We start from the raw sequence: 21,816 nt of genomic DNA on the forward strand, positions 1-21,816 counted from the left end.
ACAAGCTGCAGAATCGTTTCAAAGCTGCCCACCGTCGATGGTGTCAGATCTCTTCAACAATACTCAACTCACGTTGGCTCGCCCCTTTGGCGAAGCTCAACGCGTGTTGGTAGGCCTCTGAATAGTAGCAATCATGCGCCGCTTGCAGGCTGGGAAAACGTGCGACCACGTTGCGGGACCGTTCTGGGCCTTCCAACTGTTCGAACTTCCCGCCACGTGCTAGAAATTCACCCTTAAAGTCATCAATCGCCACGGTCGCCCGTTTTGCATATTCGGCATAAGATGCTTCGTCTGTTACGGTCACATGCGCAATCCATAGTGCAGTCGGCATCACAGGCCCTCCAAGTAAGTTTTCGCAGCAGCAATCGCGTCATCCGCATTTTCAGCAGATGCACCGCCACCCTGCGCCATATCAGGACGGCCACCGCCGCCTTTACCGCCCAATAGTGGCACGGCCGCGCGCAGCACGTCTACCGCCGACACTTTGTCGGTCAGGTCTTTGGTCACACCAGCCGCGACAGCCGCTTTGCCGCCCGTATCGGCGATCAACAGCACAACGCCACTTCCTATGCGATCTTTCATCTGATCAACCAGCCCCGGCAGGTCTTTGCCCGTGATGCCCTGCATCACCTGACCGATAAAGCCCATGCCGTTTACCTGCGCATCGGCAGGTGCAGCATCACCGCCACCACCCATCGCTACATCGCGACGCAACTGCGCCACTTCATTGGCCAGCGCTTTGCGTTCATCCATCAGCGCCTTCACACGATCCGCGACATCCGCCGCAGGTGCTTTCAGTACATTCGCAACAGCCGCAAGCCGCTGATCCTGCGCCCGCAGATAATCTAACGCGGCCTGCCCTGTCAGCGCTTCGATCCGGCGAACACCGGCACTGGACGCACTTTCGCCCAAGGTTACAAACGCGCCGATTTCGCCAAGCCGGTCCACATGCGTACCGCCACACAGTTCAAGACTGTAAGTCGCACCATCGGTGCCCTTACCAGACCCATCTTGTTGCCCCATCGACACAACACGCACTTCATCGCCGTATTTTTCGCCAAACAGCGCCTGCGCCCCAAGGCCGCGTGCATCGTCAGGCGTCATGATCCGCGTCTCGACCACGCCGTTCTGACGTATGATCGCGTTCACTTCACGTTCGACTTTATCAAGGTCTTCAAGGCTGACAGCATTGTTGTGGCTGAAATCAAACCGCAGACGATCCGGCGCGTTCAACGATCCCTTCTGCGCGATGTGATCGCCCAGAACGTTGCGCAAAGCTTCGTTCAGCAGGTGCGTCGCAGAATGGTTCGCTTGGATCGCGGCACGGCGATCTGCATCCACCGCCAAAACAGCGGCCTGTCCAGATTTGACTTCGCCCTCTGTCACGGTGCCGATGTGAATGAACACGCCCGCCACCTTTTTGGTGTCAGTGATTGAGGCCACGCCGGTTTCGGTCTTGATGATGCCAGCATCGCCAACCTGACCACCGGATTCCGCGTAGAATGGCGATTGGTTCAACGCGATTTGCACGTCACCTGACGCTGCATCAGCAGACTCGCCATCCACGATCAGCGCCACGATCTGGCCTTCTGCAGACAAGTTCTCATAGCCCAAGAAATCAGTCGTGCCGTGGCTGTCCGCCACATCAAACCATACACTTGCGTCAGCTTGCGCACCCGTGCCGGACCATGCCGCACGCGCCTTTGCCTTCTGCTCAGCCATCGCCGCATTAAAGCCTTCTGTATCCACACCCAGCCCCTTTTCGCGCAACGCGTCTTGAGTCAGGTCGAGCGGGAAGCCGTAGGTGTCATACAGTTTAAACGCCGCCGCACCGGGCAAATCAGCGCCTTCGGACAGGCTGGACACTTCATCGTCGAGCAGTTTCAGACCACGATCCAACGTCGTCTTGAACCGGATTTCTTCATTCAACAATGTTTCTTCGATCAACCGCTGACCTTGGCCCAATTCAGGGTATGCAGCGCCCATCTGTTTGACCAGCTCCGGCACCAGTTTGTGCATGACAGGATCTTTCGCACCCAACAGATGCGCATGACGCATCGCACGGCGCATGATCCGGCGCAGCACGTAACCACGGCCTTCGTTTGACGGTAGAACACCCTCGGCAATCAGGAACGACGTGGACCGCAAATGGTCCGCAATCACGCGGTGGTGCGTGTTGCCATCACCATCCGGATCAACAGACGTGGCCTGCGCGGACGCCTCGATCAACGCGCGCATCAAATCGGTGTCGTAGTTGTCGTGTTTGCCTTGCAGCAACGCGCCGATCCGTTCCAGGCCCATGCCCGTATCAATCGACTGCATGTCCAGCGGCGTCATTGCGCCGTCAGCATGCTGTTCGTTCTGCATGAACACGACGTTCCAAATCTCGATGAACCGGTCGCCGTCCTCTTCCGCTGATCCCGGAGGACCACCCCAGATGTGATCGCCGTGGTCATAGAAAATCTCGGTACACGGGCCACAAGGTCCAGTCGGGCCCATCCGCCAAAAGTTATCATCAGTCGGAATGCGGATAATCCGGTCATCGGACAACCCGCCAACCTTTTTCCAGATGTCCGCTGCTCCGTCGTCTGTGTGGTAAACAGTCACGAGTAGCTTGTCTTTGTTGATCCCGAAATCCTTGGTCAACAATTCCCAAGCATATGGAATCGCTTCGTTTTTGAAATAATCACCAAAGCTGAAGTTGCCCAGCATTTCGAAAAAGGTATGATGCCGCGCCGTGTAACCCACGTTATCAAGATCATTGTGTTTGCCGCCTGCGCGCACACATTTCTGGCTGGTCGTCGCACGCTGGTACGGCCCCTGTTCAACACCGGTAAAGCGGTTCTTAAACTGAACCATGCCAGAGTTGGTGAACATCAGGGTCGGATCATTGCGCGGAACAAGCGGGCTAGAGGCCACAACTTCGTGCCCATTACGCGCGTAAAAATCCAAGAAGGTAGAGCGGATATCGGACAGGCTGGTCATGGGCGTCTTTCGCAAGAAAATAAGGTTGTCACGTGAAATACCCGCAGGCCCGCAAACTGTCCACAGCCAACGCAAAAGGGCGCCCCATCAGGGACGCCCTTTGCTAAGTTTTCGGAAGATTTACATCTCGACGAGGTCGTCATCACCCGATGGCATGTCGTCGCCGTCAAAATCCAGACCATGTGCGGCGCGAATCTTGTCTTCGATTTCAATCGCGATGTGGCTGTTTTCGCGCAGGAAGGTTTTTGAATTCTCACGCCCCTGCCCGATCCGTTCGTCCCCATAAGAGAACCACGCACCAGATTTTTCAACAACACCAGCTTTCACACCCAGATCAAGCAATTCGCCCATCTTGGAAATGCCTTCACCGTACATGATATCAAACTCGACCTGTTTGAATGGCGGCGCGACTTTGTTCTTCACAACCTTCACGCGGGTCGCGTTACCCACGACCTCGTCACGGTCCTTGATCGCACCGATGCGGCGGATATCCAGACGGACAGACGCGTAGAATTTCAACGCGTTACCACCGGTTGTGGTTTCAGGCGAGCCAAACATAACGCCGATTTTCATCCGGATTTGGTTGATGAAGATCACCATACAGCCAGAACGGTTAATCGACCCTGTCAGTTTCCGCATCGCTTGGCTCATCAAACGCGCATGCACACCGACAGAACTGTCACCCATGTCGCCTTCAAGTTCGGATTTCGGCGTCAACGCCGCCACCGAATCGACAACTACAAGGCTGACCGCACCGGACCGCACCAGCGTATCCACAATCTCGAGCGCCTGCTCACCTGTGTCAGGCTGCGAAATCAGCAGCTCATCTAGGTTCACGCCAAGCTTTTTCGCGTAACCTGGGTCAAGCGCATGTTCCGCGTCGACAAAGGCACAAACGCCACCCTTTTTCTGCTCCTCCGCAAGGGTGTGCAGCGTCAAGGTCGTCTTACCTGACGATTCCGGTCCATAAATCTCAACAATTCGACCTTTCGGCAGACCGCCAATGCCAAGCGCGATATCCAAACCCAACGACCCTGTGGACGTTGCTTCGATATCCGGCATCTGGTTGCCGCCACCAAGGGTCATGATCGACCCTTTACCAAACTGACGTTCGATCTGCGCCAAAGCGCTATCCAACGCCTTTTGTTTGTCCGCTGTTTTCTTATCAGTCATTTTCAGAAGTTCTGCCGTTGCCATGTCAATTACGCCCTTATTCCATAGGCCCTGTCGGGCTACAATCGCTGCTTTGTTCTTTTTATGTTCTCTTCACCATATGAGACCAAAACCAGAACATTTCAACTAAAATCTTTGAACACTATGAAATGCTATTGGTGGTTAATTAAGTATTTATGCCTTACGATAAACGGCATCGAACATCACAAACGGACCCCAAATGCTTGTTTTCTGGGCTGAAAAACTTGTCTTCCTTGCCGTACCCAAAACCGGCACCACTGCGATTGAAGGGGCGTTAGCCCCCCGTGCGTCCATGGTCCTGCGTGATCCGCCGCAGCTGAAACATTCACCGGTTTACCGCTACAAACGATTCCTTCAGCCGCTTTTTGCCCAAGGCGGCGGCCAAGATGACATGGAAACCTTCGCCATGGTCCGCAATCCGATCGACTGGCTTGGCAGTTGGTATCGCTACCGCGCACGCGACGAAATCGTCGGAACAGAAAATTCGACCCGCGACATCAGTTTTGATGATTTCGTGGTGGAATACTGCAAAGGACAGCCCGCATCCTTTGCGAATGTCGGATCACAGGCCAAGTTCCTGACGCGAGGCGATAAATCCATCGGCGTGAACCATCTCTACAAATACGAAGCGATGCCCAAAGCCATCGATTTCCTGAAACAACGGCTCAAGAAAGACGAGATCATACTCAACCGCAAAAACGTCTCACCACCAATGGCGCTGACGATTTCACAGGATGTAGAGGCGCGACTGCGTGACCGCCGCGCTTTTGAATTTTCTGTTTGGGATCAAGGCCAGTCCTGATTACCGCGACAACGTCCGTTCAATTGCGTCCTGCCAGCCTGCATAGCGACGGCTACGGCTGTCTTCGTCCATTTGTGGGTCGAACCGCTGGTCCAACGCCCAATTTGCGGCAAAGCCTACCTGATCAGGGTAGACCCCTGCCCGCATCCCCGCCAGCCAAGCCACGCCAAGCGCGGTTGTTTCCAAAACCTTCGGCCGATCCACAGGCGCACCGATGATGTCGGACAGGAACTGCATCGACCAGTCTGACGCGCTCATCCCGCCATCAACGCGCAAAACACCCGCATCTGCGGCATCCGGCCAATCGCTTTTCATTGCATCCAGCAGATCGCGGGTCTGATACCCAACACTTTCCAAAGCGGCCTTTGCGAATTCCGCAGGACCAGACCCACGCGTCAGACCGTAAATCGCCCCGCGCGCATCAGCATCCCAATGCGGCGCACCAAGACCGGTGAAGGCAGGAACAAGGTACAGTTCCTGCGTTTCATCCGCATCTTCAGCCAGCTTTTGTGTCTCGCTCGCATGTTCAATGATGCCCAACCCGTCGCGCAACCATTGCACAACAGCGCCTGCAATAAAGATCGACCCTTCCAGCGCGTAAGTCGTTTTGCCGTCCAACTGATAGGCAATTGTACCGAGCATCCGCTTCTGACTGCGCACCAACGTGTCGCCCGTGTTCAGCAACGCAAAACACCCGGTACCATAGGTCGATTTCAACATCCCCGGTTCAAAACAGGCCTGCCCGATGGTCGCGGCCTGCTGATCACCCGCGACACCCAAAATCGGCACCTCGGCACCCAAGATAGACGCATCCGTCACTCCAAAATCAGCCGCGCAATCAAGCACTTCTGGCAGCATCTGCATCGGAACGCCAAGACGCGCACAAATGCTTTCGTCCCATGCGCCTTCACGGATGTTATACAGCATCGTACGGGCTGCATTGGTCGCATCGGTCACATGCCGCGCACCTTTGGTGAACATCCAGATCAGGTAACTATCGACGGTCCCGAACAGCAGTTCACCCGCCTCGGCACGCGCACGCGCACCATCAACATTGTCGAGAATCCATTTCAGTTTCGTGCTCGAAAAATAAGGGTCTAGCAGCAAACCGGTCTTTTCGGTCACTTCATCCTCGAATCCGTCCGCCTTCAATTCGCGACAAAGTTCGGCTGTCCGCCGATCCTGCCAAACGATGGCGTTATGAATGGCTTCTCCCGTTGCTTTGTCCCAAACAACCACGGTTTCGCGCTGGTTCGTGATGCCAATCGCAGCCACATCAGCAGCAGCTATGCCCGCCTTTGATATTGCACCTTTGGCGGTGGACACAGTCGTCGCCCACAGATCCGCGACCTCATGTTCAACCCAGCCCGATTGCGGAAAATGCTGCGTAAATTCAAGTTGATCAGAGGCCACAACCCCCATGTCTTTATCAAAAACAATGCCACGGCTTGATGTCGTGCCCTGATCAATGGCCAGAATATAGGTCATGTTGTCCCCCCGAATTTCTTGTGATCTTAACGGCTTGGTAGCAATGCTCAAGCAGTGCCGACAGCCGTCTGGATATAGGTGTCGATGGCTGCAATCTGATCTGACGTCAAACGCAGACCCAATTTACTGCGCCGCCATACGATGTCTTCAGCCGACCGCGCGTATTCGTAACGCATCAGGTAATTCACCTCACGCGCCGTCAGCGTCGCACCAAAATCTTCGCCAAGATCAGCCTGTGTCGTGGCATCACCCAGCATGTCCACCGCATCGGTGCCATACGCACGGATCAACCGCAGCGCCCAGAAGTCTGTTAAGAAAGGATAATCAGCCTTCAGGGTCGCAACCAACGCATCCCGATCAGCAACCTTAAAGTCACCGCCTGGCAACGCAACGCCAGCGGTCCAGTCGTCCGATCCGCCGACAAATGGGGTCATCTTGGCCATGACCTGTTCGGCCAGCTTACGATAAGTTGTGATCTTACCGCCAAAAATATTCAGCAACGGCGCACCGTCGTCGTTCACCGTCAAAACGTAGTCGCGGGTCGCGGCCGTCGCGGACTTCGCACCGTCGTCGTACAACGGACGCACACCTGAATAGGTCCAGACCACATCGTCGCGGGAAATGTCCTGTTTGAAGTACTGGTTTGCGAAAGCGACAAGGTAGTCTTGTTCTTCATCCGTCGCGACAGGTTTCGCGCTGACGTCCGTATGTTCGGCGTCTGTTGTGCCGATCAAGGTAAAGTCAGTCTCGTACGGGATCGCAAAGATAATCCGCCCGTCTTCGCCTTGGAAGAAGTAGGATTTATCGTGATCGAACAAACGCTTGGTCACGATATGTGATCCACGGACCAGCCGCACACCTTCGGTCGCATTCAACCGCACGACACCTTTGATGACGTCCTCGACCCATGGGCCACCCGCGTTGACCAATGACTTCGCCGTCACCTGATGCACAGCGCCATCGTGGTCCAGATCAATCACCCAATGATCATCCTGCCGCTGTGCCGACACCACCTTTGTACGGGTCATAATCTTCGCGCCGCGTTCTTCGGCGTCGCGTGCGTTCAGCACAACCAACCGCGAATCTTCGATCCAGCAATCGGAATACTCATAAGCGCGTTCAAACTTTTCCTTCAGCGGCGCACCCTCAGGCCCGGTCGTCAGATCAAGCGTTTCCGTCCCCGGCAAAATCTCGCGCCCACCAAGGTTGTCATACATGAACAAACCCAAACGGATCAGCCACGCAGGTCTGCGCCCTTTCATCCACGGCATGAACAACGTCAACAGCTTGGACGTCGGCGTGTCGCCTTCGAACCGCATATCTTTGTGGTAAGGCAGTACAAACCGCATTGGCCATGAAATATGCGGCATTGCTTTCAGCAAAACCTCGCGTTCAATCAACGCCTTCTTCACCAATCCGAATTCGAAAAATTCAAGATAGCGCAAACCGCCATGAAACAGCTTCGTCGATGCAGACGACGTGGCCCCACCAAGATCGTTCATCTCAGCCAGTCCAACCTGCAACCCACGGCCCTGCGCGTCACGGGCAACGCCCACACCGTTGATGCCGCCACCGATGATGAAAATATCGAAATCTGTGTTCATGTGCTTCGTCCAAATCTGTTTGAGCTTCACTAACAATCCACCTGTCAGACGCAACGAATGACCCAGTAGAATGTTCCATCATTGCAAAGCGAACCGGACCTTAGCGGATATATCTGGCCTTTGATGTTCGTTTCTACTAAATACCGAACACATGGATATCGAAACCCGCCACACCGCCATCCTGACCCGCGCCCGAGACAAAGGCAAAGTCAGCGCCACCCAACTCGCTGCCCACTTCGACGTCGCAGTTCAAACGATCCGTAGGGACCTACGCGAACTCGCACAAGCGGGCCTACTAGAACGGGTGCACGGCGGCGCGGTTCTACCATCCGGCACGCGCAACATCGGGTACGACGACCGTCGCGCGCTGAACCGAGATGCCAAGGCACGGATTGCAGCAAAAGCCGCGCGTCTGATACCGGACAACGCGTCGCTGTTCCTCAACATCGGAACAACAACCGAAGCCCTCGCCCGCGCCTTACACCATCACCGCAATCTGAAAGTCGTGACCAATAATCTCAATGTCGCCAATATCTTGGCCCACACCCGCGATTGCGAAGTCGTCGTGGCAGGCGGTGTTCTGCGCCCGTCGGACGGCGGTCTTGTTGGTGACCTCGCAGCACTCGCCATCGCACGGTTCAAGGTCGATATCGCCGTGATCGGTGCATCAGCCATTGATCTGGACGGTGACCTGCTGGACTTCGATCCCGAAGAAGTGCGGGTATCTCAAGCGATCATCGGGGCTGCCCGCAAAACCATGGTCCTGTCAGACAAAGCAAAATTTACACGCAAAGCGCCCGTCAAAATCGGATCACTAATGGACGTTGATGATTTCGTAACCGATGGCATCCCGTCCGAACGGCTCGCGAACGCACTATCGGACTGGGGCACCAAGGTGCATCTGGCCTAGCCTTTAAAACCAGTCGCGACGACGAACTTTTCCGAACTGTCTTGGCGGGATGATGGCGGTTTCACATTTGCAACTTTGGTGAAGCGGTTCTTCAACAATTTCTGCAAATCGCCTTCCGCACCACCAGCCAAAGTCTTGGCAATAAAGGTACCGCCTTCCACCAGAACATCGAAAGAGAAATAAGCAGCCGCTTCGCACAACGCGATGATCCGCAAATGGTCGGTCTGTTTGTGGCCCGATGACGACGCGGCCATATCCGACATCACAACATCCGCCTGACCACCAAGCCATTCCATGACCTTCTTGTCCGCATCATCCTCAAGAAAATCGAGCTGATGGATTTCTGCACCCGGAATGGGTTCGACTTCTTGCAAATCAATGCCCAACACGGTGCCAACCGCTTTGGACTTCCGATCACCCAAGGCGTTGATCCGTGGCACAGCGACCTGAATCCAACCACCCGGCGCACAACCCAAATCAACGATCCGCGCACCGGGTACCAAGAACTGGAACTTCTCGTTCAATTCCAGAATCTTATACGCCGCCCGCCCGCGATAACCGTCCTTCTTGGCCCGCACGACATAAGGATCGTTCAACTGACGCTGCAACCACCGCGTCGAACTTTGCGACCGACCACGGGCCGATTTGACCTTTACGGTCAGATCACGCTGGCCACGGCCGCTAGAGTTCTTTGTTGGTGTCTTCGCCATCTCATCTGTCCTAAACAACTCGCTGCCGACGGGCCGCAATTTTTCTAGAAAAACTGCCCTACTCTAAAACGGCGCGTCTTCCAACACACCATCTGCGGACATTTGCTGGTATAACAGCCCTTCACGCAAACCGCGATCCGCCACCGATAACCGATCCGTCGGCCACAACCGCATCAAGGCCTGAAGAATAGCAGAGCCTGACATAATCAACGCCTGCCGGTCCTTACCAATCCGCGGATCACTGCGCCGCCCGTTTGGACCAAGGCTCAGGTAGTTGCGGATCACTTTGTCAATCTGATCAGATGTCATGCGCAAGCCGTCGACCTTCGTCCGGTCGTAGCGTTTCAAACCCAGATGACTGGCGGCCACGGTCGTTACCGTCCCGCTGGTGCCAACAATCTGAAACCCTTCGCGTGCTTGCGCGGCAGAGTAAGGCGAGAAATCTTCAAGATTTTCTTCAAAGAACCACGACATTAACGCAAAACGCGCCGCGTCATCTTCCACATCGGCAAACTGATCGCGCAGCGTCGCCACACCCAAAGGCACCGAAATCCAATCGACGACCTTCGCGGCCGCAAACGGACCGGGATCCGATTTGAACCCCGCGTGCAGCCGCATAATCGCATGCGGCCGTTCGCGTTTCGGCACATTCGTCAGGTCAATCCAGACCAGCTCAGTCGACCCGCCGCCGATATCAACGACCAACAGTTGCTCTGTTTTGGTGCTGACCAACGGCGCGCAAGAAATTACCGCAAGACGCGCTTCTTCCTCGGGCTTGATGATCTCAAGCTTCAGACCCGTCTCACGACTGACTTGCGCCACAAAACTATGCCCGTTTTTGGCACGCCGACAGGCTTCGGTTGCGACAAGTCGCATCCGTTTCACACCGTGCCGATCCAGCTTTTGCTTGCACACACGCATCGCGGAAATCGTCCTGTTCATGGACGTCCGCGACAGTTTCCCCGTGCTTTCAAGCCCTTGGCCCAATTGCACAGACTTCGTAAAGCTATCGACCACATGAAACTGACTGCCCTTCGGTTGGGCAATCAACATGCGACAGCTATTTGTGCCCAAATCCAAGGCAGCATAAAGCTGCGCCGGATCAGGCGATATTGGCGCGGGGGTATCGACCGCTTTGGGAAACGCGCCCGCACCGTTGGGACGCTTGGGCGCCATCTGACACGCCCTCCATTTCTAAGTTACCCCCAAGCTATGTCTGGACGGCGCGCCGCGCAAGCCTTGCATGCGATACAGTCACGCTTTCATGAACGCGACACATGAACATAGTGAAGAATACGGGCGCGCGGGCCTGTGGTGTTTACCAACAAGCGTCGGCATAAAAATGAAGTCGCCATTGTTACAATCATGTCGATATCAGGCGATGGACGGACAAAAGTGCTGTTACAGATAGCAAAAAGGGAGGCCGTGATGGCAGATGTGATCATCGTTTATTGGCGCGACATGCCAGCTCAGGTTCTAGTAGGCCGTGGGCGTCGGGGTGTGAAGTTGCCTTTGCCAGAACGCTTTGAACAGGCAATTGATCGGGCCGCGATGAAATCGGGTGCCGCTGAATCTGATGCCTACCTTGAAGGGTTCCGCAAAGCCGCCCCCATTCCGGTGGACGGCAGTGACGAAGAAGCGGCAGCAGCAACTGTCGCAAAAATCGAAGCTGAATACGACCAAGAGCGGATCAAAACCCTGATTGCAAACGATGGCTGGGCGTAGGGCCCTGTCTTTTTCTGTAAAGGAGGCTGTGATGGCCCTGCTGAACTTCCGCAAGAAATCCGAAGACCCTGCCCCAGTGTCTGACAACGTCACAGCCTTTCTCAAGGATTACTCGATAGAGGTCATGCCGCGCACGGCAGAGAAAATCGTCGATTTCCAGAGCCTCCTGCCGACTGGAACCCGCGTCTACATCGCCCATATCGAAGGGACACCGATTGAAGACATGGTCGCGACGGCCAAACGCCTGTCTGCGGACGGCTATAACGTCATGCCGCATTTTCCGGCGCGGATCATTAAGGACCAAGCAACGCTCGGCGATTGGATCGCACGCTACCAAGGCGAAGCAGGCGTCGACCAAGCCCTATTGCTCGCTGGCGGCGTCGCGACCCCGCACGGCGATTTTGATTCGTCGATGCAATTGCTGGAAACCGGCCTGTTCGACAAAACCGGTTTCAAACGGCTGCACGTCGCAGGCCACCCCGAAGGTAACAAAGACATCGACCCGGACGGGTCAGACGCAAACGTCATGGATGCCCTGCGCTGGAAACAGAAATTCAACGACACAACAGACGCCGACATGGCACTTGCCACGCAATTTGCGTTCGAGGCGGACCCGATCATTGCTTGGGCCGATGCGCTTAAGGACGCAGGCATCACTATCCCGATCCACATCGGCATCGCGGGGCCCGCGAAACTGCAAACGCTGATCAAATTCGCAATCGCCTGCGGCGTTGGCCCATCCCTGAAAGTGCTGCAAAAACGCGCAATGGACGTGACCAAACTGCTGCTGCCCTACGAACCAAACGACGTGGTCACGCAACTGGCCGACCACAAAGCAGCGAACCCCGACTTTAACATCGAAGCCGTCCACTTCTTCCCGCTGGGTGGCATCAAAACCAACGCAAAATGGGCGATGGCCCACGGCGGGGACAATGCGATCCCAGCCAACCCTGACAAAACTCCTGAGTGAAAGACCGAAATATGACCCGCACGATTGTTGAAAGTAAGACCAAGACGGCCGTCATCGGCTTTGACGAACCATTCTGCGTGATCGGGGAACGGATCAACCCAACAGGTCGCAAAATCCTCGCGGCAGAACTGGAAATGGACGACTTTTCCCGTGTGGAAGCGGACGCGATCGCGCAGGTCATGGCGGGCGCAAACATCCTCGACGTGAACTCTGGCGCTGTATTTTCGAACAAAATGGCCGAAGATCCACGTTACGCGGACAACAACTTTGTCGAACCAATGCTGATGAAACAGCTGATCGAAAAGGTGCAAGCCGTCACAGACATCCCGCTGTGCATCGACAGCTCTGTACCGGGTGCGCTGGAAAACGGTCTGGCAGCTGCCGAAGGGCGTCCGCTGTTGAACTCTGTCACAGGCGAAGAAGAACGTCTGGAATTGGTGCTGCCGCTCGTCAAGAAATACAACGTACCGGTTGTAGCCATTTCCAACGATGACACAGGCATTTCCGAAGACCCTGATGTCCGCTTTGCGGTTGCGAAGAAGATCGTAGAACGCGCCGCCGACTTCGGCATTCCAGCCCATGACATCGTGGTCGACCCGCTGGTGATGCCAATCGGCGCGATGTCGACTGCGGGCCTACAGGTCTTCACGCTTGTGCGCCGTTTGCGCGACGAATTGGGCGTTAACACGACTTGTGGCGCGTCGAACATTTCTTTCGGCCTGCCAAACCGGCACGGCATCAACAACGCATTCCTGCCCATGGCGATGGCCGCTGGCATGACATCCGCGATCATGAACCCAGTGGCGCTGCCAATCGGGCCAAAGAAAATCGCAGAAAAGAAGGCCGAAGTGCTCGCATCCGGCATCATCCTGCCAGACGGCATGGACGACGAAACGTTTGTGCAGATGTTCGGGCTCGGCTCCACCAAAGCACGCGCAGGTTCCGAAATGGAAGCGATCCGAGCGGCCAACTTCCTGACCGATAATGACCCAAGCGGTGCGGAATGGATCAAGGCCAACCGCGTCGCGCCAAAAGAAGGCGAAGGACGCGCACGGACAGGCCGCCGCCGTCGGGGTTAAAGGCCCCTTTCGGGACGCTAGCATCACCCTAAATTTAGAAAAGCCCGAGGTGAAAACCTCGGGCTTTTCGACTCTGCGCAGTATCTGCTCGCTGAACAAGCTCCACGCATGCGCAGGCAACCACAGCATGTCCTAACCCCGTAATATCCGGCGACACGCACGACGGCCAAAACAGCGCGACACCATAGGTTCAACCGTTAGGACTTCGGCGGAAGTCTGCGCACCACCCTTCCCGACCACATTAAAAAACACTCTTAATTCATTGTTTAAATTCAATTAAAAATACCACCTCGCGGCCACGCGCCAAGTTGACCTTAAGTCAGGAAATCCCGACTTGAGAAGCGCGCCACCCGTGCCACGATACACCCACTCACAAATTTCTATTTTAAAGCGATCCATTTTTAGGAGAAGTCCAATGGCTAAGATGCCACACGGGATGTCCCGTCTCGATCTGTTTCTGAAAGAATGCCTAGATAAACACAGCCTCAACGACGACCGCCCCTTGCCCCAAACGTTCGGCTATTTGACGCATGCCAATCCAGTCACAGGCAACCTGTCAAAAGCCACAATCGTTGCGGCTTTTGATGCATTGGTGGAAACCATGCGCACAACCGTCGTCAAAGATGGTCCTGCTGATGCGGGCATGACGTTCTTCGGTCAATTCATCGACCACGACATTACGCTCGATGCAACCTCGGCCATCGGAACAAAGATCGACCCGCGTTCGATCCGCAACATCCGCACGCCGGAACTTGATCTCGATTGCGTCTATGGCGATGGCCCTGAAGCGTCGCCATACCTTTATGGTGGCGGCAATCTTCACGAATTCCTTTTGTTCGGACGCGAAGATAACCCCTACGATCTCGCCCGCAATTGCACAGGCCGCGCGTTAATCGGCGACTTTCGCAACGATGAAAACATCATTGTCAGTCAGGTGCAGGGTGCCTTCATTTGCCTCCACAACATTCTGATGACGCAGGCGGAAAAGAACGGCGCTGTGAAACGTGACATCGCGCATTGTTCATCAATGGGCGTGCGGACCGAAGTTTGGCACGACGTGCTGAACCCCGGCCTTCAGACATTCGAGGAAGTCCGCCGCTTTATCCGGCTGCATTACCAATGGTTGGTTCTGCATGAATTCTTGCCCAGCTTTGTTGATCAGCCCGATATCGACCACGCCCTGTCACACGACATCTTCCCAGATGCACCGATAATGCCTGCCGAGTTCTCTGTCGCGGCTTACCGTTTTGGACATGCCACTGTGCAGCCCGAATATGCGCTGCGCAAAGGTGAGGCACCTGTCGGTTTGTTTGCATTGGACGGCGGCTTTAAGCCGCGCGATCCGGGTGCGACCATCGACTTGGAAATGTTCTTTGGTCCAGGGGCGCAAAAAGCGCTTCCCGTTGGGACCGACATGGCGGAAACGCTTTTTGAACTGCCCGACTTTATCGTCGGCCGCGGTCTGCAATGGGGCGATCACACGATCCCAGTCGAACAAGCCAAAAAGCTGAGCTTGCGGAACATCCTGCGGGATCGCACGGCGATGCTGCTGCCATCCGGTCAGCAAATGGCCCGCCACCTTGGTATTCCGGAATGCCCAACGCCACAGGTTCTGAAAGATCACCACGTCGATAAAACGCCGCTGTGGTTCTATTGCCTGCAAGAGGCGCAAGCTTCGGGCAAAGGTAAACTCACAGGCGTTGGCGGTAAGATCGTAGCTTCTGTCATCGTCCGCCTTTTACGCGAAGACCGCGAAAGCGTGCTGCACGTCCCAGACTTCGCACCATGGAGCGGCTTTGGCGAAACCTGCACAATGGGCAACCTGATGAAGTTCGTCGAAAAGCACCGCGACGACGTCGCACACCGCGAAGACCTGTATTGCGGGTAATCTTGGGTATCGACGGGGGCCGCCTTACGCGGCCCTCGCTTCACAATTGACCGAAACGCCGCGCCGGACCGTTAGCTTTCCGCCTTCTTGGTCCAGCGTCCGTCTTCCTGCGCCCAATACTGTGCCTGACACCCCTCAGCCGTCAGTGTTTTCCACTGACCGCGCGCGTGGTTCAACGCACCCTCGTCAAAGCCGTCAAACAAGATGCAAACGCGGTCTGACAGCCCGACCTCAGCAGACGTCACCTCTGCGCCGCCAACAGACATCACGCACTGAAATCCCTCTGCAGGAATGTCTGTGCCTAACAGAACCGGTTGATCCGCATCATGCGCACCGCCCGCCATGCCATGCGGTAGAAACCCGTCACTCCAAAGCGTTGCGTCAAGTCGTTGAAGTAATCCCTGATCGCGACCACGCACCGCCACCCGCCATCCCGCCGCACGGCATTTGCCAAGCAACATCGGCAAAGTCCGTTCCAACGGCGTGTCCGTCAGGTGGTAGAAATACGCAGCGCCCACAATGTTACCCTTCGTATTTGTCAGCAATCAGACGGTTCAGCGCCATCACGCCCCAACCCGTCGCACCCGCAGGTGCCAATGCAGTTTCGGATTTCACCGACGCCGTGCCCGCAATATCCAAATGGCACCACGGCACATCATCCTTCACAAACCGTTTCAGGAATTGCGCTGCTGTGATCGACCCTGCCATGCGGCCACCAACGTTCTTCATATCCGCAATCCGCGACTTGATCAGCGCGTCATAGGCAGGCGACATCGGCATCCGCCATGCGCCTTCACCCTCTTCACCGGCAGCCTTGATAAACGCACCAGACAGATCATCAGAATTCGAAAACACGCCTGCGTTTTCATGGCCTAAGGCAACCAGCATCGCGCCGGTCAATGTCGCAAGGTTGATCATCCCGACAGGCGCAAACCGTTCCTGCGTGTACCAAAGCACATCAGCCAGCACGAGCCGCCCTTCGGCGTCCGTGTTAATCACCTCGATCGTATCGCCCTTCATGGACGTCACAACATCGCCCGGACGCACAGCATTGCCCGACGGCATGTTTTCAACGATCCCGACAAGGCCCACAACATTGGCCTTCGCCTTGCGCAGCGCCAGCGTTTTCATCACACCCGACACAACACCCGCGCCGCCCATGTCCATGGTCATATCTTCCATGCCTGCGCCGGGTTTCAGGCTGATCCCGCCCGTATCAAACACAACGCCCTTGCCGACAAGCGCAAACGGGGCTTCGTCGCCGCCGCCACTCCATTGCATCACAACAACCTTGGACGGGCTGTCAGAGCCTTGCCCGACACACAAAAGCGACCCCATCCCAAGCTTCTCAAGATCAGCTTCTTCCAGCACTTCAACTTGCAGCCCGATGTCAGCCATCGCGGCCAGTTGATCCGCAAAAGACGTCGTCGTCAGGTCATTGGCCGGGGCATTGGTCAGATCACGTGTGAAAAACACACCTTCGACAATCGCCGCAATCGGGGCGTAGGCCGCGGCGGCAGCGTCCGGATCATTCACCATGAAGGACACATCGCCGATCTCTTTTGGCTCTGCGGTCTTGTGTGCATCGTAGCTATAGTTGCGCATCGCGATGCCTTGCGCGATTTCTTCGACGCGGTAAGTGGACCCGGCGATCACCAGCATACCGTCTTTGCCCAACAGTTTCGCCAAGTTGGCACCTGCTTTACGGGCTTCGGTTGATGTTGGACGCCGCGGCAATTTCACAACAAGCAACGCTTCAGCCGCCAACCCGACAGGCATTGCAATGCTTGTCACATCACCAGCCTTCGCCTTTTCGAACGCAGCGCTCTCTGCAACCCGCGCAACGGTTTTACGGGTCAGGGTGTTTACCTTCCGGCAACCTTGATCCATCTTGCCATCTTCGGTTACAAAAATAACGATTTTTCTGGACGTTACAGGCAGATCTTCATGTGCATAGGCGAGGAAAGAAATAGGCGTTGGCGTTGTCATGATGACCTCTAATCAAACTGAGTTGCGATATAGGTAGTCCGCCCTCCGCCGATTGGCCAGATATCAGTTCAAACTCCTTTGGAATTGCGGTAGACAACGGCCAACATACAAGATGATGCGGTAAGAGGTGACACACGTGGCAAGGTTTGACAGATACATGCTGTCCCAGCTTGTCGTGATGTTTGGCTTTTTTAGTCTCGTTCTGGTGCTGGTCTATTGGATCAATCGGGCTGTCGTTTTGTTCGACACCTTGATCGCAGACGGGCAATCAGCTTCGGTTTTCTTAGAATTCACAGCGCTTTCCCTGCCCGGCGTCATCCGCCTTGCGCTGCCGCTTTCTGCTTTTGCTGCAGCCGTTTACGTGACCAACCGCATGTCCACGGAATCGGAACTGGTGGTCGTTCAGGCCACCGGATTTTCCCCTTACCGCATGGCGCGGCCAGTGGCGTATTTTGGCGTCTTGGTTTTCGCGCTGATGACCCTGCTGATGCATCTACTAGTGCCGCTCGCATCTTCGCGACTGGACGTGCGCCAAGCAGAGATTGCCCAGAACATCACATCACGCCTGCTCACACCCGGCGCGTTTTTGGAACCGATCGACGGCGTGACGTTCTACATTGGTGACGTGACGCCCTCAGGCGAACTGCAAAACGTCTTTCTGACCGATCTGCGGAATACGAGCCGCCAGATCACCTATACCGCAGCATCCGCCTATCTGGTGCGCAATGACGCCGGCACGCAGTTGGTGATGGTAGACGGGATGGCCCAAATCCTAGAGGCCGAAACACAGCGCCTTGCCACCACGTCGTTCAAAGATTTTGCCTATGACATCGGCAGTTTCATCACCGTGACCACGCGGGATGGACGGCGCGACACACAAGTGCCGACGCTCGAACTGCTTCAGGCCAGCCCCGCATTAATTGCCGAAACAGGCAAAACACGGGCAGAACTGATTGCACGCGCACACGACCGCTTTAGCCAATCCATCCTTGGATCCGTCGCCGCTTTGTTGGGCTTTGCGGCCTTGATCGTCGGTGGGTTCAGCCGCTTTGGGGTCTGGCGTCAGATCGTCGTCGCGATTTTCCTGATCATCGTCATCAAGGCCGTTGAAACAGCGGGCCTGAACGCCGCGCGTGATGATCCCAACCTGTGGTTTGCAGCCTACGCGGCGTCAGTTGTCGGTCTGTTATTTGTCGCAGCCCTTCTTTACATGTCCGCGCACCCTGCACTTTTCAAACGCCGGATAACCGCATGATCCTTCACCGTTATTTTGCATATCGGTTCCTGAAAACCTTCGGCGGAGTCCTTGGCATATTTGTGCTGATCCTCGTGTTTCTCGACCTCGTTGAACAATTGCGTCGCTTCGGAAACACGCCCGCGACATTTGCCGATATTGTCGGATTAACCCTGCTGAACGTGCCACAAGGTATCTACGCGATCCTGCCGCTGATCATGATCATCGCCACAATTGCGCTGTTCCTTGGACTGGCGCGGTCTTCTGAAATGGTCGTGACACGGGCCGCGGGCCGTTCAGCGGTTCGCGCGTTGATGTCCCCCGTTTTGATGGCATTCATGATCGGCGTTCTGGGCGTGGCAGTGATCAACCCGATTGTCGCGTCGACGTCTCGCGAATTTGAAGAACGCAGCAATAGCTTCAAAGGCCAAGATCGCGTTCTGACACTTGGCTCAACGGGGCTCTGGTTGCGGCAAGGCGATGACGAAAGCCAGACCGTGATCCGCGCTGAGACGGCAAATCTGGACGGGACACGGCTGCAAAACGTGACGTTCCTGCGGTTCACCGACGACGGGCTGCCGGTCGAACGGATCGCGGCGAAAACAGCCGTGCTGACCAACGGCGCGTGGTCCCTGTCCAACGTCAAGATATGGCCGCTTGCCACGTCGCTAACGCCGGAATCCAACGCCATCACGCAAGACAGCTACGACATCAGTTCGACCCTAACCGCAGACCAAATCCGCGACAGTTTCGGAACCCCGTCCTCAATCCCGATCTGGGATCTTCCGGCGTTCATTGAACGGCTGAAGACAGCGGGCTTTTCTGCACAACGCCATCAGGTCTGGCTGCAAATGGAATTGGCCATGCCCATATTCCTCGTCGCGATGGTCATGATCGGTGCCAGTTTTACCGTCCGCCATCAACGCGGCGGGCGCACTGGCATGATGGTCCTTTTCGCAATCATGCTGTCGTTTGGGACCTACTTCCTGCGTAACTTCGCCCAAATTCTCGGGGAAAACGGACAATTGCCAGCCGCTTTGGCCGCGTGGGCCCCGCCGCTTGCCGCCATCGGTCTTGCACTTAGCTTCTTATTACATCGGGAAGACGGATAATGCGCGCCCTTCTCATCTGCCTTTTGCTGCTGCTACCAATGACCGCGACCGCCCAAGGGGTTGCGACACTTGTGGCCGATAACGTCTCAGTCGAAGGCGGCAGTCGTCTGATCGCACAAGGCAATATCGAAGTCTTTTATGACGACACCCGCTTGTCCGCCCGCCGGATCGTCTATGATCAATCCGGCGATCAACTAACGATTGACGGACCTATTTTCATCCAAACCGCAGACGGTGAAATCCTGACAGCCGACCGCGCAACGCTCGATCCGCAACTTGAAAATGGCATGCTGCGCGGCGCGCGATTGGTTTTGGATCAGCAGTTGCAACTAGCGGCCAACCAGATCGACCGCGTCGACGGTCGCTATTCGCAGCTCACCCGCGTCGTGGCGAGTTCATGCGCCGTTTGCAACGGGCGTCCCGCGCTGTGGGACATCAGGGCCGAACGGGTTGTCCATGACCAAGATGCCCAGCAACTTTACTTCGACAATGCGACCTTCCGCGTCCGTGGCGTGCCTGTCTTGTGGCTGCCTTATGCGCGTCTGCCCGATCCAACGCTCGAACGTGCGACGGGTCTTCTAATACCTGACTTTCGGAATTCGGATCTACTGGGCCTAGGGATCAAGCTGCCCTATTTCATCACGCTCGGCGACCATCGCGATCTGACTTTAACGCCATATTTGTCGTCCGAAACCACAACGCTTGAGGCCAGCTATCGTCAGGCGTTTCTTTCCGGTGATCTGAATATTGATGCAGCCTACAGCCGCGATACGCTAAACACGGACCGTCGGTCGTATCTGTTTGCCGACGGTGAATTCAAACTCAGCGCCAACACTGTATTATCGTTCGATATCAAAACTGTCAGCGACAAAGCGTACCTTACTGAATACGGCTATGCGGACCTTGATCGGCTAGAAAGCAGTGTGACACTGGAAACGATCACAGACGATAGTCTGTTCCGCGCGCGTTTCAGCTTTTTCGAGACCCTGCGCGATGACGAAGTCAACGCAACCTTGCCCCCCATTGTTGCAGACCTGCGCTATGAAAAACGGGATACTTTTGCCGGTGGCCGACTGACATACGGTCTGTCTGGGGATGCGGTTTTCAGGACTGGCGACGGCACTGACGACTATGGCCGCGATGTCGCACGTGCTGGCGCATTTGGGTCGTGGACACGCGATTTGACCTTACCAGCAGGTGTCATTGGCGACATCACCGCAGCCATTCGTGCAGACCAGTACTTTGTCCGCGATGATCCAGCCTATGAAACGTCCTTCAACCGGATTGTTCCCACCATTGGGGCGTCGTTCAGCTGGCCCGTTATCACAGGGAACACGGACGCAGCTATTCATACAGTGACACCGAAGCTGGCAGTCGCGTGGTCAGACGTTCTAGGCACCACGCCTCCGAACGAAGACAGCACGCGCGCCGAATTGGACCAAGCCAATCTGTTCGACCTTTCGCGGTTCCCCGGTGATGATCGCGTTGAAACCGGTCCACGGGCGGCACTTGGTGCCACCTACGCGCGGCAAGGCACAACCGGCAGCTTCACATCGCTTACCTTCGGGCGGGTAATTCGCGCGGAAGCAGACGATGCGTTCTCTCCCTCATCGGGCCTTGATGGCACATCATCAGATTGGTTGATCGCGGGACAAGTCACGTCTCCGCAAGGCGTCCACTTCGACGGGCGAGTCCTTTTGAACGACGATCTTGAAACGACACGCGGCGCTGGACGCGTTGGATGGCGGACCGACGACGTCACATTGAATGCAGCCTACATTTGGCAAGAAGCAGATTTGACCGAAAGCAGACCCGACACGGTGTCCGAATGGACGCTTGATACAGCTGTGCAATTGAACGATGCGTTCAAAATTAGCGCCGACGCCCGCTACGATATCGCCAACGACAGCCCCGCCACCGCCGGATTGGGCGTAGAATGGCGCAACGAATGCGTGACTGTTGATCTTTCGGTCTCGCGCCGCTTTACGTCTTCAGATACGATTGAACCGTCCACGGACTACGGCTTGTCCATATCGCTCAACGGCTTTTCTGCCGGACGCAGTGTTGCAGGCCCAAGTGCAGGATGCCAGAATTAATGACCATTCGGACAAACCGGATGCACCGAG

General features: G+C 55.8%; 18 protein-coding genes. 9 read left to right on the forward strand and 9 right to left on the reverse strand.

The genetic code is table 11. The annotated features are described in order from the left end of the window. Window positions 1-43: 43 nt before the first annotated feature. From MWU61_RS13250 to recA, 3 genes are all read right to left on the reverse strand, one after another. Complete coding sequence (locus tag MWU61_RS13250) at window positions 44-331, reverse strand: DUF1330 domain-containing protein (protein ID WP_247128857.1); 288 nt, start codon at window positions 329-331, stop codon at window positions 44-46. Beyond that, on the reverse strand, window positions 331-2,985 hold the full coding sequence (gene alaS, locus MWU61_RS13255) for an alanine--tRNA ligase (protein WP_247128858.1): 2,655 nt from the start codon (window positions 2,983-2,985) through the stop codon (window positions 331-333). Before alaS ends, MWU61_RS13250 begins: the two co-directional genes overlap by 1 nt. 120 nt (window positions 2,986-3,105) lie before the next feature. Then, window positions 3,106-4,182: a recombinase RecA gene (gene recA, locus MWU61_RS13260; RefSeq protein ID WP_281502111.1), complete on the reverse strand. Its 1,077-nt coding sequence runs from the start codon at window positions 4,180-4,182 to the stop codon at window positions 3,106-3,108. Window positions 4,183-4,378: 196 nt separating this feature from the next. Between recA and MWU61_RS13265 the strand changes: the two genes are divergently transcribed. Beyond that, a complete protein-coding gene (locus MWU61_RS13265) occupies window positions 4,379-4,981 on the forward strand; it encodes a sulfotransferase family 2 domain-containing protein (RefSeq protein ID WP_247128859.1) in 603 nt (200 codons plus the stop codon). Here MWU61_RS13265 and glpK read toward each other — a convergent pair whose 3' ends face one another. Both glpK and glpD read right to left on the reverse strand, forming a co-directional pair. Then, a complete protein-coding gene (gene glpK, locus MWU61_RS13270) occupies window positions 4,982-6,469 on the reverse strand; it encodes a glycerol kinase GlpK (protein WP_247128860.1) in 1,488 nt (495 codons plus the stop codon). 47 nt (window positions 6,470-6,516) lie between these two features. Further along, window positions 6,517-8,073, reverse strand: coding sequence for a glycerol-3-phosphate dehydrogenase (glpD, locus tag MWU61_RS13275; RefSeq protein ID WP_247128861.1), 1,557 nt, complete (start codon window positions 8,071-8,073; stop codon window positions 6,517-6,519). A 151-nt stretch (window positions 8,074-8,224) separates the two neighbouring features. Between glpD and MWU61_RS13280 the strand changes: the two genes are divergently transcribed. Further along, window positions 8,225-8,983, forward strand: coding sequence for a DeoR/GlpR family DNA-binding transcription regulator (locus tag MWU61_RS13280; protein WP_247128862.1), 759 nt, complete (start codon window positions 8,225-8,227; stop codon window positions 8,981-8,983). Here MWU61_RS13280 and MWU61_RS13285 read toward each other — a convergent pair. Together MWU61_RS13285 and MWU61_RS13290 are read right to left on the reverse strand one after the other, a co-directional pair. Then, complete coding sequence (locus MWU61_RS13285) at window positions 8,980-9,693, reverse strand: RlmE family RNA methyltransferase (protein WP_247128863.1); 714 nt, start codon at window positions 9,691-9,693, stop codon at window positions 8,980-8,982. The genes MWU61_RS13280 and MWU61_RS13285 overlap by 4 nt on opposite strands. A 63-nt stretch (window positions 9,694-9,756) precedes the next feature. Then, a complete protein-coding gene (locus tag MWU61_RS13290; protein ID WP_247128864.1) occupies window positions 9,757-10,869 on the reverse strand; it encodes a Ppx/GppA phosphatase family protein in 1,113 nt (370 codons plus the stop codon). A gap of 252 nt (window positions 10,870-11,121) precedes the next feature. On the opposite strand from MWU61_RS13290, the gene MWU61_RS13295 reads away from it, so the two are divergent. The 4 genes from MWU61_RS13295 to MWU61_RS13310 all read left to right on the forward strand — a co-directional run bounded on the left by MWU61_RS13295 (window position 11,122) and on the right by MWU61_RS13310 (window position 15,355). Beyond that, window positions 11,122-11,418 carry a virulence factor gene (locus tag MWU61_RS13295; RefSeq protein WP_247128865.1) on the forward strand — a complete coding sequence of 99 codons (297 nt, stop codon included), beginning with the start codon at window positions 11,122-11,124 and terminating at the stop codon, window positions 11,416-11,418. Window positions 11,419-11,449: 31 nt separating this feature from the next. Continuing rightward, window positions 11,450-12,388 carry a methylenetetrahydrofolate reductase gene (locus MWU61_RS13300; protein WP_247128866.1) on the forward strand — a complete coding sequence of 313 codons (939 nt, stop codon included), beginning with the start codon at window positions 11,450-11,452 and terminating at the stop codon, window positions 12,386-12,388. Between the two features lie 11 nt (window positions 12,389-12,399). Then, the gene (locus MWU61_RS13305) at window positions 12,400-13,467 is read left to right on the forward strand and encodes a methyltetrahydrofolate cobalamin methyltransferase (RefSeq protein WP_247128867.1); all 1,068 of its coding nucleotides are present in this window, start codon (window positions 12,400-12,402) and stop codon (window positions 13,465-13,467) included. 415 nt (window positions 13,468-13,882) lie between these two features. Beyond that, complete coding sequence (locus MWU61_RS13310) at window positions 13,883-15,355, forward strand: peroxidase family protein (RefSeq protein WP_247128868.1); 1,473 nt, start codon at window positions 13,883-13,885, stop codon at window positions 15,353-15,355. A 71-nt stretch (window positions 15,356-15,426) separates the two neighbouring features. On the opposite strand, the gene MWU61_RS13315 is transcribed toward MWU61_RS13310, so the two are convergent. Then, a complete protein-coding gene (locus MWU61_RS13315) occupies window positions 15,427-15,873 on the reverse strand; it encodes a DNA polymerase III subunit chi (protein WP_247128869.1) in 447 nt (148 codons plus the stop codon). A gap of 4 nt (window positions 15,874-15,877) precedes the next feature. Further along, window positions 15,878-17,344, reverse strand: coding sequence for a leucyl aminopeptidase (locus tag MWU61_RS13320; protein WP_247128870.1), 1,467 nt, complete (start codon window positions 17,342-17,344; stop codon window positions 15,878-15,880). A 136-nt stretch (window positions 17,345-17,480) separates the two neighbouring features. On the opposite strand from MWU61_RS13320, the gene lptF reads away from it, so the two are divergent. Genes lptF through lptD form a run of 3 tightly spaced genes read left to right on the forward strand, consistent with a single transcriptional unit; the run spans window position 17,481 to window position 21,786 of the window. Continuing rightward, window positions 17,481-18,599, forward strand: a complete 1,119-nt coding sequence (gene lptF / locus MWU61_RS13325) for an LPS export ABC transporter permease LptF (protein WP_348645584.1) — start codon at window positions 17,481-17,483, stop codon at window positions 18,597-18,599. Beyond that, on the forward strand, window positions 18,596-19,690 hold the full coding sequence (gene lptG / locus MWU61_RS13330) for an LPS export ABC transporter permease LptG (protein ID WP_247128871.1): 1,095 nt from the start codon (window positions 18,596-18,598) through the stop codon (window positions 19,688-19,690). Before lptF ends, lptG begins: the two co-directional genes overlap by 4 nt. Continuing rightward, window positions 19,690-21,786: an LPS assembly protein LptD gene (gene lptD, locus MWU61_RS13335; RefSeq protein WP_247128872.1), complete on the forward strand. Its 2,097-nt coding sequence runs from the start codon at window positions 19,690-19,692 to the stop codon at window positions 21,784-21,786. The genes lptG and lptD overlap by 1 nt, the downstream gene beginning before the upstream one ends. The last annotated feature ends 30 nt before the right edge of the window (window positions 21,787-21,816 follow it).

It is taken from the genome of Loktanella sp. F6476L (assembly GCF_023015725.1).
Classification (GTDB): domain Bacteria; phylum Pseudomonadota; class Alphaproteobacteria; order Rhodobacterales; family Rhodobacteraceae; genus Yoonia.

Bases quoted from the DNA above. Each gene is read 5' to 3' on its own strand.
- lptG (WP_247128871.1), top strand. From the start codon at position 18,596: ATGATCCTTCACCGTTATTTTGCATATCGGTTCCTGAAAACCTTCGGC.
- MWU61_RS13300 (WP_247128866.1), top strand. From the start codon at position 11,450: ATGGCCCTGCTGAACTTCCGCAAGAAATCCGAAGACCCTGCCCCAGTG.
- glpD (WP_247128861.1), bottom strand. From the start codon at position 8,073: ATGAACACAGATTTCGATATTTTCATCATCGGTGGCGGCATCAACGGT.
- MWU61_RS13280 (WP_247128862.1), top strand. From the start codon at position 8,225: ATGGATATCGAAACCCGCCACACCGCCATCCTGACCCGCGCCCGAGAC.
- MWU61_RS13265 (WP_247128859.1), top strand. From the start codon at position 4,379: ATGCTTGTTTTCTGGGCTGAAAAACTTGTCTTCCTTGCCGTACCCAAA.
- MWU61_RS13295 (WP_247128865.1), top strand. From the start codon at position 11,122: ATGGCAGATGTGATCATCGTTTATTGGCGCGACATGCCAGCTCAGGTT.
- recA (WP_281502111.1), bottom strand. From the start codon at position 4,182: ATGGCAACGGCAGAACTTCTGAAAATGACTGATAAGAAAACAGCGGAC.
- MWU61_RS13305 (WP_247128867.1), top strand. From the start codon at position 12,400: ATGACCCGCACGATTGTTGAAAGTAAGACCAAGACGGCCGTCATCGGC.
- MWU61_RS13310 (WP_247128868.1), top strand. From the start codon at position 13,883: ATGGCTAAGATGCCACACGGGATGTCCCGTCTCGATCTGTTTCTGAAA.
- alaS (WP_247128858.1), bottom strand. From the start codon at position 2,985: ATGACCAGCCTGTCCGATATCCGCTCTACCTTCTTGGATTTTTACGCG.
- MWU61_RS13285 (WP_247128863.1), bottom strand. From the start codon at position 9,693: ATGGCGAAGACACCAACAAAGAACTCTAGCGGCCGTGGCCAGCGTGAT.
- glpK (WP_247128860.1), bottom strand. From the start codon at position 6,469: ATGACCTATATTCTGGCCATTGATCAGGGCACGACATCAAGCCGTGGC.
- MWU61_RS13320 (WP_247128870.1), bottom strand. From the start codon at position 17,344: ATGACAACGCCAACGCCTATTTCTTTCCTCGCCTATGCACATGAAGAT.
- lptD (WP_247128872.1), top strand. From the start codon at position 19,690: ATGCGCGCCCTTCTCATCTGCCTTTTGCTGCTGCTACCAATGACCGCG.
- MWU61_RS13250 (WP_247128857.1), bottom strand. From the start codon at position 331: ATGCCGACTGCACTATGGATTGCGCATGTGACCGTAACAGACGAAGCA.
- MWU61_RS13290 (WP_247128864.1), bottom strand. From the start codon at position 10,869: ATGGCGCCCAAGCGTCCCAACGGTGCGGGCGCGTTTCCCAAAGCGGTC.